This window comes from Nonomuraea sp. NBC_00507, from assembly GCF_036013525.1.
In the GTDB taxonomy this organism is placed as follows: domain Bacteria; phylum Actinomycetota; class Actinomycetes; order Streptosporangiales; family Streptosporangiaceae; genus Nonomuraea.
On record NZ_CP107853.1, the window covers coordinates 7,443,463 to 7,458,490 of the forward strand.

Annotated in this window: 12 protein-coding genes; 10 read left to right on the forward strand and 2 right to left on the reverse strand. The window is 68.5% G+C overall.

What is annotated here, in order from left to right; translation table 11 throughout:
- Nucleotides 1-10 precede the first annotated feature (10 nt).
- Together OHA25_RS35730 and OHA25_RS35735 are read right to left on the reverse strand one after the other, a co-directional pair.
- Nucleotides 11-1,942 (reverse strand): Ig domain-containing protein, encoded by a 1,932-nt coding sequence (locus OHA25_RS35730; protein WP_327581318.1) that lies wholly within the window; start codon nucleotides 1,940-1,942, stop codon nucleotides 11-13.
- Between the two features lie 109 nt (nucleotides 1,943-2,051).
- On the reverse strand, nucleotides 2,052-3,083 hold the full coding sequence (locus OHA25_RS35735; RefSeq protein ID WP_327581319.1) for a LacI family DNA-binding transcriptional regulator: 1,032 nt from the start codon (nucleotides 3,081-3,083) through the stop codon (nucleotides 2,052-2,054).
- 169 nt (nucleotides 3,084-3,252) lie between these two features.
- Between OHA25_RS35735 and OHA25_RS35740 the strand changes: the two genes are divergently transcribed.
- The 10 genes from OHA25_RS35740 to OHA25_RS35785 all read left to right on the forward strand — a co-directional run bounded on the left by OHA25_RS35740 (nucleotide 3,253) and on the right by OHA25_RS35785 (nucleotide 14,999).
- Nucleotides 3,253-5,085: a glycoside hydrolase family 127 protein gene (locus OHA25_RS35740; protein ID WP_327581320.1), complete on the forward strand. Its 1,833-nt coding sequence runs from the start codon at nucleotides 3,253-3,255 to the stop codon at nucleotides 5,083-5,085.
- A 12-nt stretch (nucleotides 5,086-5,097) separates the two neighbouring features.
- Nucleotides 5,098-6,459 carry an extracellular solute-binding protein gene (locus tag OHA25_RS35745; protein WP_327581321.1) on the forward strand — a complete coding sequence of 454 codons (1,362 nt, stop codon included), beginning with the start codon at nucleotides 5,098-5,100 and terminating at the stop codon, nucleotides 6,457-6,459.
- Nucleotides 6,459-7,340: a carbohydrate ABC transporter permease gene (locus OHA25_RS35750; RefSeq protein ID WP_327581322.1), complete on the forward strand. Its 882-nt coding sequence runs from the start codon at nucleotides 6,459-6,461 to the stop codon at nucleotides 7,338-7,340. Before OHA25_RS35745 ends, OHA25_RS35750 begins: the two co-directional genes overlap by 1 nt.
- Nucleotides 7,337-8,239 (forward strand): carbohydrate ABC transporter permease, encoded by a 903-nt coding sequence (locus OHA25_RS35755; protein ID WP_327581323.1) that lies wholly within the window; start codon nucleotides 7,337-7,339, stop codon nucleotides 8,237-8,239. The genes OHA25_RS35750 and OHA25_RS35755 overlap by 4 nt, the downstream gene beginning before the upstream one ends.
- A gap of 224 nt (nucleotides 8,240-8,463) precedes the next feature.
- On the forward strand, nucleotides 8,464-9,813 hold the full coding sequence (locus OHA25_RS35760) for an ABC transporter substrate-binding protein (RefSeq protein ID WP_327581324.1): 1,350 nt from the start codon (nucleotides 8,464-8,466) through the stop codon (nucleotides 9,811-9,813).
- A complete protein-coding gene (locus OHA25_RS35765; protein ID WP_327581325.1) occupies nucleotides 9,797-10,744 on the forward strand; it encodes a carbohydrate ABC transporter permease in 948 nt (315 codons plus the stop codon). The genes OHA25_RS35760 and OHA25_RS35765 overlap by 17 nt, the downstream gene beginning before the upstream one ends.
- Nucleotides 10,734-11,531: a carbohydrate ABC transporter permease gene (locus tag OHA25_RS35770; RefSeq protein ID WP_327581326.1), complete on the forward strand. Its 798-nt coding sequence runs from the start codon at nucleotides 10,734-10,736 to the stop codon at nucleotides 11,529-11,531. The genes OHA25_RS35765 and OHA25_RS35770 overlap by 11 nt, the downstream gene beginning before the upstream one ends.
- 12 nt (nucleotides 11,532-11,543) lie before the next feature.
- Nucleotides 11,544-12,623 (forward strand): glycoside hydrolase family 172 protein, encoded by a 1,080-nt coding sequence (locus OHA25_RS35775; RefSeq protein ID WP_327581327.1) that lies wholly within the window; start codon nucleotides 11,544-11,546, stop codon nucleotides 12,621-12,623.
- A gap of 69 nt (nucleotides 12,624-12,692) precedes the next feature.
- Nucleotides 12,693-13,694 carry a LacI family DNA-binding transcriptional regulator gene (locus OHA25_RS35780; RefSeq protein WP_327581328.1) on the forward strand — a complete coding sequence of 334 codons (1,002 nt, stop codon included), beginning with the start codon at nucleotides 12,693-12,695 and terminating at the stop codon, nucleotides 13,692-13,694.
- Between the two features lie 135 nt (nucleotides 13,695-13,829).
- Complete coding sequence (locus OHA25_RS35785) at nucleotides 13,830-14,999, forward strand: serine hydrolase domain-containing protein (RefSeq protein WP_327581329.1); 1,170 nt, start codon at nucleotides 13,830-13,832, stop codon at nucleotides 14,997-14,999.
- Nucleotides 15,000-15,028: the final 29 nt, after the last annotated feature.

Consider the following 15,028-nt stretch of genomic DNA (forward strand, 5'->3'; position numbering starts at 1 on the left):
GGAAGCCTTTCTAGGAGTTGGCCTTCACTTCCAGCAGCCCGACCGAGGCCTGGCCGCTCTGTAGTGCGACCCGGAGCCTGGTCGTGGTCACGGGGGTGAACGTGACCCGGTTGTAGGCGTTGAGCGCGGTGGGATAGGTGCCGGGGATGTCGGCGTAGGCGCTGCCGGTCCAGTACTGCAGCTTCCAGGAGGCGGGCAGGCGCACGCCGCCGCCGTCGTCGAAGAAGTAGACGTCGGCGGATCTGATGGTCTGGGCGGAGCTCCAGGTCAGCTCGGCCCATTGGGTTCCGGTGTTGGGCCAGGTGCCCCAGCGGCGGTTGACGGTGTCGTTCGAGCTGGGCGGGTCGATGCCGTCGTTGATCGCCGCGATGCTCTCCCACGGTGAGGTGTAGGAGGCCGACGGCGTGGCGGTGCGGGCGAGGTTCGTCGACCCGCCGGCCCCGGCGTTGAGGGTGAACGTCCTGGTCAGCGGCGTGCTGAGCCGGTCATAGTCACGCAGTTGGACGGTGAACGTGGACGTGCCCGCGGTGGTCGGCGTGCCGGTGATGGCGCCGGTGAAGCGGTCGAGGCTCAGCCCGGCCGGCAGCGAGCCGCTCGTGACCTGCCAGTCGTAGAACGGCACTCCGCCCTTGGCCTCCAGCGTGTGCTGGTAGGCCGTGCCGGGCGTGGCCGACGGCAGGGAAGTGGTGACGATGGACGGCGGCAGGAACGGGGTGAGAGTGCGGTTGAGCTTCCAGCCGGCGTTCTCGGCCACCAGCAGGGCCAGCTTGGTCAGCATCCAGCGGCGGGTGGGGAACAGGTGGGTCCAGCCGCCGCTCTGCCCGCTGAGGCGGTCCCAATACCGCTGCTCGCCGGGGATGTGGTAGCTGCTGTCGAGCGGCACGGCGTACCCCTGGTAGGCGACCACGTCCGGGTCGTTGCCGCCCGAGGAGACATAGGAGCGCATGCCGGCCCAGTCGCTGTGGAAGGCGACCGCGTGGCCGTACTCGTGCATGACCAGGCCGTGCACGTCGAGCACCGAGCCCTGGATCTCCGTCCGGTACCAGTCCTCGTCGGCCAGGGAGGTGAACAGCTGCTTGTTCGCCTCGTCGTACTCGAAGATCATCGCGGTGGAGCGGTGCAGCGGGCCGGGCAGCTGCTGGCCGCCCCGGGTGCTGTAGCGGCCGTTGTTGGCCGGGTAGCCGGTCGAGTACGGGGTCTGGATGCCGCGGAAGAACACGTACATGCCGTTGAAGGCGGACTGGTTGGTGACGTTGATCGTGTTCTGCCAGTCGTTGCCCGGCAGGTGGTTCGGCTCCGCCCCGGCCGCGACGGTGTCGAACGGCTGCATGTCGAAGAAGCGGAACCAGTCCTTCACCGCCTCTTCCGACGCCGTCCGGAAGGCGGCGTTGTTGAAGTAGCCGGTGATGGTGTCGTAGCGGTAGTCGAAGGCGAGCGGGAGGGTGGGCTGCAGCGCGGTCTTCTCGTCCTGCTGCACCCGGATCGGCATCGACTGCTGGTACGTCGCGCCGTCGGCGTCCCTGACGTTCAGCCGGAGCGTGTAACTTTCATCCGGTCCTGGGCCGCGCTTGGAGTGGATCGCCAGCTTGAACGTCTTCTGCTCGGCGGCGCCGGCGAAGGTCAGCGTCTTGGTCGCGCCGGTGGCGGTGAGCTGGCTGGGCAGGTCCATCATCAGCCTGGAGGTGCCCTCGGCCTTCAGGTCGACGGTGACGGGATAGCGCACGTCGGGCGGGGGTTTGACGGTCAGCTCGACGTAGGGATTGGCCAGGTAGCCCTGCCAGTCGACGAGCTTGACGCCGTAGTCGTTGACGGTCCTGCCGAACATGTCGACTACCTGGGCGGTGGGGGCGGCGGCGTGCGCGGCCTGCGGCACGCCGGTGAGTAAGGAGGTGCATAAGAGCGCCGCGACGGACAGACGCGTGCGGCGGAACCCACGGTTCATCGGGACTCCTCCACCAAAAGGGTTTGGGAATACCTTTTCCCACGCGCACAGTAAGGTGTAACACAGCACTGGTCAATCACCAGACTTGACGATCTACAATGTAAAGGCGTCAGGATGGGGCGCGCCGCGTGGACTCCCGCAGCACCAGGCTGGCGGGGACGATCGTCACCCCGCCGCCGGACGGCCGGCCCGCGATGACCTCCAGGATGTGCCGGGCGGCCAGCAGCCCGATCTCGCCGAGGTTCATGTCCACGGTCGTCAGCGGCGGCCGGCAGCCCAGCGCCATCGGCTCCCAGTTGTCGAACCCCACCAGCGCCACGTCCTCGGGCACCCGCCGCCCCCGCTCGCGCAGCGTCTCCGCCACCCCGCGGGCGATCTGGTCGCTGCCGCAGAAGACGGCGTCCACGTCGGGCGCGGCGTGCAGGAGCACGTCGGCGCCCTGCCGCCCCCACTCCTCGCTCCACTGCCCGAACAGGATCTCCCCGGCCGGCTCGAGTCCGGCCTCGGACAGGGCGGTGGTCAGGCCGTGCGCCCGCCGGCGCGCAGCCTGGAAGCGCTGCGGCCCGGTGACGTGCCCGATGCGGGTGCGTCCCGTCGCCAGCAGGTGGCGGGCGGCCAGCGCGCCGCCGCCCTCGTCGTCCGGGATGATCGACACGTCCGACTCGTCGGTGGACTGCGTCATGGCGTACACGACGGGAACCGGCAGGTCGCGGCCGATCCCCGGGCGCGGCTCGGTGCGCCGGCCGGTGACGATGATGCCCTCCACGCGCCGGGCCAGCAGCCGCTCGACGTAGTGGCGCTCTCTGATCGGGTCGTCGCGGGTGTCGCACATGAACACCGAGATCTGCCCGGCGCCCAGCGCGTCCTCCGCGCCCAGCATCACGGGGATGCTGAAGCGCCCGAAGCTGTCACCCGTGACCAGGCCGACCGTGTACGTGCGCCCGGCCAGCAGGCCCTGGGCGAGCGGATTGGGCCGGAAGCCCAGCCGCTCGGCCGCGGCGAGCACCCGGTCGCGGGTCTCGGCGCGCATGCGGCCGCGCCCGTTGAGTGCCTTGGACGCGGTGCCGATCGAGACGTCGGCAGCGGCCGCGACGTCCCTGATCGTGACGCTTCTCGCGATCTTTTCCGAGGGGTTGGCCAACCGACTCCCCTTTCGCGGTCACCACTGTGACCCGCACAGTCTTCCTCTTGACCAGTGATGTATCACACCTTACTCTCCGATTGAGCAAACCTATTCCCAAAGTTTTCTCACCGAGGTCAGGAGCTCAATGCAGCAGATCCCCGGTCCCGCCGTCCCTTCCAATCGTGCCGTGTTGCGGCCGATCGGCGTCGGCGACGCCGTCATCACCGGCGGGCCGCTCGCGCGGTGGCAGGAGATCAACCACGAGGCGAGCATCCCGCTGGGCCTGGAGCAGATGGAGCGCTCGGGTGCGCTGCCGAACCTCCGGAGAGCGGCGGGGGAGGGCGAGGGGCCCTTTCAGGGGTACCGGTTCCAGGATTCCGATCTTTACAAGCAACTCGAGGCCGTCTCGTGGGAGCAGGTCCGCTCCCCGGAGCCCGGCTACGCCGCGTTCATCGAGCAGGCGTCGGCCGTGCTGGCCAGGGCGCAGCGGCCCGACGGCTACCTCAACTCGCACTACCAGGTGGTCAAGCCGGACAAGATCTACGCCGAGCTGGAGTACAGCCATGAGATGTACTGCGCCGGCCACCTGTTCCAGGCCGCGGTGGCGGCCGCCCGCGCGGGCGTCGGCGACAGCCTGCTGCCGATCGCGCGCCGCCTGGCCGACCACCTCGTCGAGGTGTTCCTGACCGGCGGCGACGACGGCATCGACGGCCACGCCGAGGTCGAGACCGCGCTGGTCGAGCTGCACCGGCTGACGGGCGAGCGTGCCTACCTGGAGCTGGCGTCCAAGCTGATCGACAACCGCGGCAAGGGCCTCATCAAGGACAGCGGCATGGGCATGCTCTACGCCCAGGACCACTTGCCGGTACGCGAGGCGGACACCGCGGTCGGCCACGCCGTGCGCCAGCTCTACCTCGACGCCGGCGTCGTCGACGTCTACCTGGAGACCGGCGACGAGTCGCTGCTGGAGAGCTCGGTGCGCCGCTGGGAGGACATGGTCGCCACCAAGACGTACATCACCGGCGGCCACGGCTCGCGCCATGACGGCGAGGCGTTCGGCGAGCGTTACGAGCTGCCCTCCGACCGCGCCTACAGCGAGAGCTGCGCGGCGATCGCGAGCATCCACTGGAACTGGCGGCTGCTGCTGGCCACCGGCCACGGCCGGTACGCCGACCTGATCGAGCGCACGCTCTGGAACGCCTTCGCCGCCTCCACCTCGGCCGGTGGCACCCGCTTCTTCTACGTCAACCCGCTGCAGCGCAGGAACGACCTCGTCGAGGACGCCTACCTCGGGCGGCGCAGGGAGTGGTTCGCCTGCGCCTGCTGCCCGCCGAACATCATGCGCCTGGTGGCCTCGCTCGGCGGCTACCTCGCCACCGAGACCGCCTCCGGCCTGCAGCTGCACCAGTACGCGGCAGGCCGGATCGAGGCGGCGGGCGCCCGCCTGCGCGTCGAGACCGACTACCCGTGGGACGGCGTCATCCGCATCACGGTGGAGGAGGCGCCGCCCGGGGACTGGGAGCTCGCCCTGCGCATCCCGTCCTGGAGCGAGTCCACGTACGTCGACGACCGTCCCGCCCGGGCCGCCGAAGACGGATATTTCCGCATCCGCCGCTCAGCCTGGCGCGCCGGCGACGCCGTCGAGCTGCGGCTCGACCTGACGCCCAGGCTCATGCGCCCCCACCACCGGATCGACGCGGTCAGGGGCAGCGCGGCGCTGGAGCGCGGCCCGCTCGTCTACTGCTTCGAGCAGGCCGACCAGCCGGAGGGCGTGGAGGTCGACGACCTCGCGATCGCCCCCGACGCCGTGCCGCGGCCCATCGATCGCGAGATCGAGGGCGTGGGCCGGACGGTGCTGCTCGAGATCGACGCCGTCGTGGTGAGTCAGCCGCGCGGCGGACTGCCCTACGCCGGCACCCCCCTGGCGACCCGCACCAGCGTGACCGCGACGGCCATCCCCTACTTCCAGTGGGACAACCGCGACGGTGGCGCGATGCGGGTCTGGATCCCCCTCGCGTAAGGAAACACGCCGATGAAGAGACGTGATCTGTTCAAGCTCGGCGGGCTCGCCGCCCTCGGCACCGCGGCGGCGGCCTGCGGCGGCGGCGCCGGCTCGGCCGGGAACACGCAGCTGCAGTTCATGTTCTGGGGCTCGACGTTCGAGAAGGCGGCCGTCGAGCGCATGCTCAAGCAGTACGAGCAGAAGAACCCGGGCGTTGCCGTCAAGCCGCTGTTCACCCCCGACGAGTACGACGTGAAGCTCAACACGCTCGTCGCCAGCAACAAGCTGCCGGACGCCGGCTATGTGCCGATGTCGATGTCCTTCCGCCTCGGCGAGCAGGGCAAGCTGGTCAACCTGTTCCCGTACCTGCAGAAGTATCCGCAGCTGGCCGGCTACCTGCCGGACGCGTACCTGTGGACCGGGCAGGACAACCTGCACGCCATCGCGACCGCGAACGAGTCCATGCTGCTGTGGTTCAGCAAGTCCGCCGTCGCGGCGGCCGGGGTCACGCCCCCGGCCGAGGCCGCCTCCGCCTGGACGTGGGACCAGCTCGTGGAGAACGCCTACAAACTCACCCTCGACCAGAACGGCAAGCGCCCGGACGAGTCCGGCTTCGACCCCAAGCAGATCAAGCAGTTCGGCGTCTCCATCAGCTTCACCTACGGCGCCGCCTGGTACGGGTTCCTGCGCAGCAACGGCGCCGACTTCGCCGACGAGACGGGCAAGAAGTGCCTGCTGGACACGCCCGAGGCGATCCAGGTGTTCCAGAACCTGCAGGACCTGGTCTACAAGCACCGGGTCGCGCCCGGCCCCGGCCAGCTCGCCGCCACCGGCGACGAGGTGCCGGGCACCAACATCCTGCTCAAGACCAAGCGGGTGGCGATGGTGGTGGACGGCCACTGGAGCCTGCTCGACATGAACGAGAGCAAGGTCGACTTCGGCATGGGCGTGCTGCCCAAATACACCGAGCCGTTCACCGCCAGCCAGGTGGCCGGCGCCTCGGCGGTGTTCGCGGGGAGCAAGCACGAGCAGGAGGCCGTGGAGCTGCTCGCCTTCCACAACGACCCGGCGAACGTCGACCTGTTCGCCAAGGGCCTGTGGATGCCGCAGGAGAAGAAGTACTACGAGGACCAGGCGGCCATCGACTCCTGGACCAAGAACGCCCAGCACCCGCCGGAGTTCCGGACCGCGGTCGTCGACTATGCCCGCGACCACGGCATCCCCGACCTCCGCAACCGCGTCAAGAACATGTCCGCCATCAGCAGCGACGTGCTCACCCCCGCCCTGCAGGAGCTGGAGACCGGCAAGCGCCCGGCCGCCGAGATCATGAAGGCCACCGCACCCAAGATCACCAGCATGCTGCAGGGCTGGCACCACCGTCAGGACCTGTGATGCGCCGCTTGGAGACCCGCTGGGGCATCCTCATGGCGCTGCCCGCCATCCTCGGATTCCTGATCTTCACGATCGGCCCGATGGCGGCCTCGGCCTTCTTCAGCCTGACCGACTGGACGATCGGCGCGAGCCCGTCGTTCGTCGGGCTGGACAACTACACCGCCATGGCCCGCGACGAGCTGTTCTGGAAGTCGCTGACCACGACCACGTACTACACGCTCGGCTCGGTCCCGCTGGTGCTCATCGTCAGCTTCGCCGTGGCCATGCTGCTCAACGAGAAGGTCCGCGGCCTGGCGATCTGGCGCACGATCTTCTACCTGCCGACGCTGGTGCCGGCCATCGCCAACGTCGTGCTCTGGATCTGGATCTTCAACCCGGACTTCGGGCTGCTCAACTCGCTGCTGCGGCAGGGCGGGTTGCCCGGCTCCCAGTGGATCTACGCCGAGTCCACCGCCGTCCCCTCGCTGATCATCATGAGCACGTGGGGCTTCGGCAACACCATGGTGATCTTCCTGGCCGGGCTGCAGGGCGTGCCGCGGCACCTGTACGAGGCGGTGTCCATCGACGGCGGCGGCCCGTGGCGGCGCTTCTGGCACGTGACGCTGCCGATGATGACGCCGACCATCTTCTACAACCTGGTGGTCGGCGTGGTCGGCACCTTCCAGGTGTTCAACCAGGCGTACGTGATGACCGAGGGCGGCCCCAACCACGCCACCCTCTTCTACGTCTACTACCTGTTCCGCAAGGCGTTCACCGAGAGCGAGATGGGCTACGCCAGCGCCCTCGCCTGGACCCTCTTCATGATCATCATGGTGGTGACGTTCCTGATGTTCAGAAACGCCCGCCGCTGGGTCTACTACGAGATGGCAGGTGCCCGATGACCGCCGTGGCGGCCCCGGACCGGCCCCGCGCCAAGGGCGTGGCCCCCACGCAAGGGTTGCGCAAACCCCGCAGGTACGGCCGGATCCTGCTGTACGCGGCGCTGCTGGCGGGGTCGATCCCGACCCTGCTGCCGTTCGTGTGGCTGGTGCGCAGCGCGCTCATGCAGGACGCGCAGATGTTCGTCTCGCCGCCGGAGTGGATCCCCGCGCCGTTCCAGTGGTCGAACTTCGGCGAGGCGCTGACCACGCAGCCCTTCGGCCGCTACTTCGTCAACACGCTCGTCATCGCCGTCATCAGCGTCCTGGGCACGGTGGTGACCTGCGCGGTGGCCGCCTTCAGCTTCTCCCGGCTGCGCTGGCGCGGCCGGGACGTGGTGTTCGCGCTGCTGCTCAGCGGCGTCATGCTGCCGTACGCCGTCACGCTCATCCCGACGTTCGTGATGTGGCAGGAGTTGGGCGCGCTGGACACGATCGCGCCGCTCACCGTGCCGAGCTGGTTCGCCGGAGCGGGCGGGGGAGTGTTCAACATCTTCCTGCTGCGGCAGTTCTTCCTGACGATCCCCTTCGAGCTGGACGAGGCCGCCTACATCGACGGGGCCTCGCCGTGGCGGGTGTTCTGGACGATCGTCATGCCGCTGTCGAAGCCCGCGATCATCGTGGTCACCATCTTCACCTTCATCGGCACCTGGAACGACTTCCTCGGCCCGCTGCTCTACCTGCAGAGCGAGGAGAACTACACGCTGTCGCTGGGGCTGGCGTCGTTCCAGAGCATGTACCTGACGCAGTGGGGCTACCTCATGGCGGCCTCCGCGGCCGTGATCGCGCCGATCATCGCGTTGTTCTTCTTCCTGCAGCGCTACTTCATCGAGGGAGTCACGCTGACGGGGATCAAGAACTGATCTTCGCCTTTTGCCGTGCTTGTTGGGGCACCCGCCGAGGAGCGGGTGCCCCACTGCTTTTCTGGCTTGCCTGGCGCACCGCCCTCGCCAAGGTCTCGTGGAGATATCGATTCCTCCGATTGGCACGCCGGCCCTGGGGAGTTCTTGACGGTCGGCATGTCGGCTCCTACATTGCTCAGAAATCGATTGCTCGCCCCTGAGCTCTCAACATCAGGAGGATGGTTATGTCGGCCTTCGAGAGGGTGACCCGCCGATCGCTGCTGCGTGGCGGAGCCGTCGTGTTGGGTTCGGCCATGGCGGCGCCGTTGCTGTCAGCGTGTGGGGGCGGGGGCAACGGCGGCGGCTCCAAGGAGCTGACGTTCTGGAACTTCTACGGTCCCAATCCGCAGGCGGACGCACAGAGCAAGTGGTTCACCGACCTCGTGGCGGCGTGGAACGCCAACAACGAGGTCAAGGTCAAGCTCCACTACCTGCCGGTGTCCGAATACCTCGCCGGCACCGCGCTGCAGACGGCGTTCTCCGCCGGCCAGGGGCCGGACATCTTCCTGCTCAGCCCCGGCGACTTCCTCCGCTACTACAACGGCGGGGTGCTGACCGACCTCACGCCGCACCTCAAGCCCGACCAGCTCGCCGACTTCGACGGCGGCGTGCTCGGCACGCGCAAGGTGGACGGCAAGGTCTACGGCCTGCCGATGGAGCAGGAGCCGTTGGCCATGTACTACAGCGTCGACGCCTTCGAGCAGGCCAAGCTGTCGGAGGGCGACCTCCCCAAGACGTGGGACCAGTTGCTCGACGTCGCCGCCAAGCTGACCACCAAGGACCGCTTCGGGCTGCTGTTCGAGACCATCCCGGGCTACTACCAGAACTTCACCTGGTACCCGTTCATGTGGATGGCCGGCGGCTCGGCCGTGCCCGAGAACGGCGCGCCCGGCTTCAACGCGCCCGCGATCCACAACGCGCTCAAGCTCTGGCAGGACGCGATCACCACCAAGGTCGCGCCCCGCAAGCCGCAGGGCGACGGCGCCGGCAACGCGCCCGCCAACCTGGGCAGCGGCTTCGCCGCCATGCAGCAGAGCGGCATCTGGTCGGTGTCGCAGATGGAACAGGACAAGAAGGACTTCAAGTACGGCGTCTTCCCGCTGCCCGTGCCCGACGGCGGCACGTACACGACCGACATCGGCGGATGGGCGTTCGTGGCCAACGCCAAGGGCGCCAACCCGGAGGCGGCGGCCACGTTCATCGCCTGGGCCCTGGCGGCGACCGACAAGGACGGGGTGGAGCGGGGACGGCAGTGGAACACGGTCGTCAAGACGAACCTGCCCGCCCGCAAGTCCGTGCAGGAGGCGGCCAAGGCGGCCGGAGCGTTCGACAAGCCGGCGCTGAAGGTCTTCCTGGACCAGGTCGTCCCCGGTGGCCGCGGCGAGCCCCGCTACACGCCCGAGGTGTACAAGGCGGTTTCCGACGCGATCCAGGCCGCCCAGCTGGGCGGCATCGCCCCGGCCCAGGCGGCCGCGGACGCCGCGGCGAAGATCGACACCTTCCTGAAGGGGTACAAGGGTGCCGCGATGCTCTGACCCCCTGCCCGCGTGTGGCGCCCGTCCGGCGGCACCCCCGGTGTGGACCCGCCGCAGGCGGGAGGCCCTCGCCGGGTACGCCTTCGTGGCGCCCGACCTCATCGGCCTGCTGATCTTCGTCGGGCTGCCCATGGTGCTGGCCCTCGGCGTCTCGCTGTTCAGCGTGGACGGGTTCGGCGGCTACACCTTCGTCGGGCTGGACAACTTCCGGCAGATGGCTGCGGACGCCCAGCTCTGGCAGAGCGTCAAGGTCACGCTCACGTACGTGGTGACGTTCGTGCCGATCGGCTTCGTCGTCAGCCTCGGGCTCGCCCTGCTGGTGCGCGACCACTTCCCCGGCGTGGGCCTGGTGCGGACCATGTTCTTCCTGCCGCACGTCATCAGCCTCGTCGTGGTCGGCGTCGTGTGGCAGTTCCTGCTGGTCGACAAGCAGGGCGCGGTGCCGGCCCTGCTGCGGCCGGTCGGGCTGGGCGAGGTGTCCTTCCTGGGCAACCCGGCCCTGGCGCTCGGGTCGCTGGTGGTGATCAGCATCTGGTTCCTCATGGGCTACCAGATGCTGATCCTGCTGGGCGGGCTGAAGGACATCCCCAAGGAGTATGAGGAGGCGGCGCGGGTCGACGGGGCCACCGCCTGGCAGCGCTTCCGCCACGTCATCTGGCCGCTGCTCCGCCCGACCAGCTTTTTCGTGCTCGTCAACTCCACCGTCGGCGCGGTGACCGGGCTGCAGGCCTTCGACCTGGTCTATGTGCTGACCAAGGGCGGCCCGGCAGGCAGCACCTCGACCGTGGTCTTCTACATCTACCAACAGGCCTTCACCTTCAACAACTACGGCTACGCGGCCGCACTGACCACCGCTGTGGTCGCCTTCCTGGTCGTGGCCACAGGGCTGATGTTCGGCGCGACGAAGGGAGGCAGGTTCGATGTCGGTTAGGCTGCGCGCGCTGGCCGGCTACATGCTGGCGGCCATCACCGTGGCGCCCCTGGTCTGGCTGCTGGTGTCGGTGCTCAAGCCCGCGGACGAGCTGTTCCAGGTGGCGGTGCCCAGCAGGCTCACCCTGGACAACCTGCTCTACGTGCTGACCGAGGTGCCCATCGGCCGCTACATGCTCAACAGCGCCGTCGTGTCCGTGGCGGTCACGGTGGTCGCGCTGGTGCTGCACTCGATGGCCGCGTACGCGCTGGCCCGGCTGCGGTTCCCGGGCCGGCAGGTCATCTTCTCGGTGATCGTCTCCACGCTGCTGGTGTCGCTGCCGGTCATCCTGGTGCCCCTCTTCCTGGTCGCCCGGCAGCTCGGGCTGCTCGACACGTACGCGGGGCTGATCCTGCCGGCGATCTTCCACGCGTTCGGGATCTTCCTGCTCCGGCAGTACTACCTGACCATCCCGCGCGAACTGGAAGAGGCCGCCGACCTTGACGGATGCGGATATTTCCGGCGCTGGTGGCAGGTGGTCGTGCCGCTCAGCCGGCCCATTCTCGCCTCCCTGGCGGTGCTGTTCTTCCTGGCCAACTGGAACGCCTTCCTCTGGCCGCTGACCGCCACCCGCGAGCCGGACCTGCGCATGGTGCAGGTCGGGATCGCCACCCTCCAAGGCCAGTACGGCTCGGCCTGGAACTACGTCCTGGCCGCGACAGTGGTCGCGGCCGTGCCCACCCTGATCGCGTTCGTGCTCGGCCAGCGCCGCCTGGTCGAGGCGATCAAAACCTCGGGATTGAAGTAAGGATCGAATGAGATGACCTATGGCGAGTACGGCAGCAGCCTGCGCGACCTGCCCCGCCTGCGCACCTCCAGGCGCAAGCGGATCTCCAGCTACGACCGCACCGGCGGGAACGAGGATCGGCTGACCGTCCAGGCCGGCACCACGGTGACCCTGGCCGACATCGAGGGACCCGGCTCGATCAACCACATCTGGTGCACCGTGGCGCTGCCGCTCAAGGACGTGCCGGACGCGGTGGACGTCGACTACCTGCGCAGGCTCGTCCTGAAGATCACCTGGGACGACCAGGAGCACCCCAGCGTGCTGGTGCCGCTCGGGGACTTCTTCGGCATGGGCCACGCCAAGACCGCGAACTTCGTCTCCGCGCCGCTGCAGATGAGCCCGCAGGACGGCAAGAGCTTCAACTCGTGGTTCCACATGCCCTTCGCCGGCCGGGCGAAGGTGGAGCTGATCAGCGAGCTGTCGGCCGAGCCGGTGTTCTTCTACTACTACATCGACTACGAGCTGTTCGACTCCGCCGCCGAGGACCTCGGCTACTTCCACGCCCAGTGGCGGCGCGAGCGGCCCACCGACGGCGTCGAGCAGGGGACGCAGAGCAACCGCGAATACCAGGTCGAGGGCATCAACGACACCGGCGACGGCAACTACGTGATCCTCGAGGCGGAGGGGCGCGGCCACTATGTGGGCTGCGTGCTCAACATCCGGAACCTGCGCGAGACCAGCGACTGGAACTGGTACGGCGAGGGCGACGACATGATCTTCATCGACGGTGAGCCCTTCCCGCCGTCGCTGCACGGCACCGGCACCGAGGACTACTTCAACACCGCGTGGTGCCCGACGCAGACCTACCACGCCCCGTACCACGGCATCACCATGCCCGGAGGGGACAACTGGAGCGGGGAGATCTCCCTGTACCGGTTCCACGTCGAGGACCCGATCACCTTCACCGAGTCCATCAGGGTGACGATCGAGCACGGCCACGCCAACAAGCGCTCGGACGACTTCTCGTCGGTCGCGTACTGGTACCAGACCCTGCCGCACAAGCCGTTCGGGATCCCGCCGGTGGAGGAGCGGCTGCCGCACCCCGCCTCCTGAGAGTAATCGATTTCTAGCTAGACTGGCGGAGATCGTCTGCTGGACTGCCTGCCATGAGATGGGACGAGGTTGCTCAAAATCCAAGATGTCGCGCGGCACGCCGGGGTCTCCGCCGCGACGGTCTCCCGCGTGCTCAACGGCCGCTCCACGGTCAACCCGGAGCTGGCCGCCCGGGTGCACGCAGCGGTCCGTGAGCTCGGGTACCGGCCCAACGGCGTGGCGCGCAATCTCCGCCGCAGGCAGACGACTTTGTGGGCGGTGCTCGTCTCCGACGTCGGCAACCCGTTCTTCACCTCGCTCGTGCGCGGGGTGGAGGACGGCGGCCGGCGGTTCGGCTACTCGGTCGTGCTGTGCAACACCGACGAGAACCGGGCCAGGGAGGCCGAGTACATCGCGGTCGCGCTGGCCGACAACATGGCCGGTGTGATCATCTCCCCAGCCGATGACACCACAGACATCAGCGCCCTCGTCGCCGCGGGCACCGCCGTGGTCACCATCGACCGCGAGCTGGCCAAGACCGAGGTCGACGCCGTCCTCGTCGACAACGAGAAGGGCGCCGAGATGGCGACCGCGCACCTGCTGGAGTCCGGCTACCGGCGTGTCGCCTGCATCACCGGGCCGCGCCGGATGTCGACGGCCATGCAGCGGTTGCGCGGGTACCAGCGGGCGCTGCGGGCATTCGGGCTGCCGCAGGACCGCACCCTGATCCGGCACGCCGACTTCCGCGAAGAGGGCGGCTATTCGGCCATGGCGTCCCTGCTGGACGAAGGGGTGGAGATGGACGCGGTGTTCGCGGCCAACAACCTGATGACCGTGGGGGCCGTGGAGTGCCTGACGGAGCGGGAGGTGCCGATCCCGGGGCAGGTCGGGGTGATCGGGTTCGACGACATCCCGTGGGCCCGGCTGTTCCGCCCGGGCTTGAGCACGGTGCGGCAGCCCACGTACGAGCTGGGACGGGCGGCCGCGCAACTGCTGGCCGACCGGATCGACAATCCGGCCCGCCCGACGGCCCGGATGGTGCTGCAGACGGAGCTGCATCCCCGCGACAGCTCCCGCCCCCGCCCCGCCTGATCCCGTCGATCCGGGCGGAAACAACCAGGAAACCCTCGCAGGTCTAGACATGTCGATGAAGGCCGGGCGATAGAGGTTCCGAGGTTGATGAGGACGTTCGTCCGGCGTATCCCCGCTGAGCGAAAGGACGTTCTCGTGAATCGTACGACAGTGACCGTTCTGGCCGGTCTGGCGTGCGCGATGCTGACGAGCAGCACGTTGCCCGTTACCGTTACCGCTGCCGCCGCCGACCGCCCCCGGCTGGGGGATGTGCAGAAGTCTCTGACGGAGCTGGCGAACAGCTCCAAGGTGGTCGGCGCGATCGGTGCGGTCTACGTCGATGGCAAGAGGGCCGACAAGGGGACGGCCGGCAGCCGCCTGCTGAACGACGGCGGCGGCAGGATCCCGGCCGACGCCCGCTTCCGGGTCGGATCCCAGACCAAGGCCATGACCCAGGTCGTCATCATGAAGCTGGTCACCGAGGGCAAGCTCGCCCTGGACGACAAGCTCAGCGATGTGCTGCCGGTCGTGGCCGAGAAGGACCTGGTGGAGCGCGCGGACGAGATCACCGTAGAGCAGCTGATCCACCACACCTCCGGCATCCCCAACTGGTACACCCCCGAGCTGGTCGACTTCTTCGACTTCACCACGTACTTCTCGCCGATGGAGCTGGTGAAGAAGTCCCGTACGGTGCCGCGCACCCAGGAACCGGGCGAGAAGTTCTCCTACTCCAACACCAACTACATGCTCCTCGGGCTGATCATCGAGAAGCTCACCAAGAAGACGGTGGCCGCCGAGTTCGAGCGGCGCATCTTCGACCCGCTGCACATGGACGACACCTACCTGCCGGTCGCGTTCCCCGGCGGCGTCAAAGGCCCGCACGGTCACGGCTACTTCCCCGACAAGAACGGCAAGCTGCGCGACGTCGACCGGCTCAACATGAGCTACGGCTACGCCGCGGGAGGCGTCATCTCCACCACGGACGACCTCAGCGCCTTCCACCGGGCGTTCGCCAGGGACCTGCTGACGAAACAGGAGAAGGACGCGCTGAACGCCGGCCGTCCCGACGCCGAGCCCCGGCCGTCCGGCTCCGCTGACGGAAAACCCGCCGACCCCAGCGTGTGCGGGGGACAGGGCGAAGCGGGACAGGGCCAATACGGGACGGTGAAGGGCAGCGCGTCGGGCTTCAACGCCGCGACCTACGGCTCCAGGGACGGCCGCGTCCAGTTCGTCGTGTCCGCCACACTGGCCGTCCACAACAACGATCCCGCCCTCGACTCGCTGCTGAAGAAGGCGGCGGAAGCGGTGCTCTGCCCCAAGGGGTAATGCGCCGGCCATCTGACGTCCTACCGATG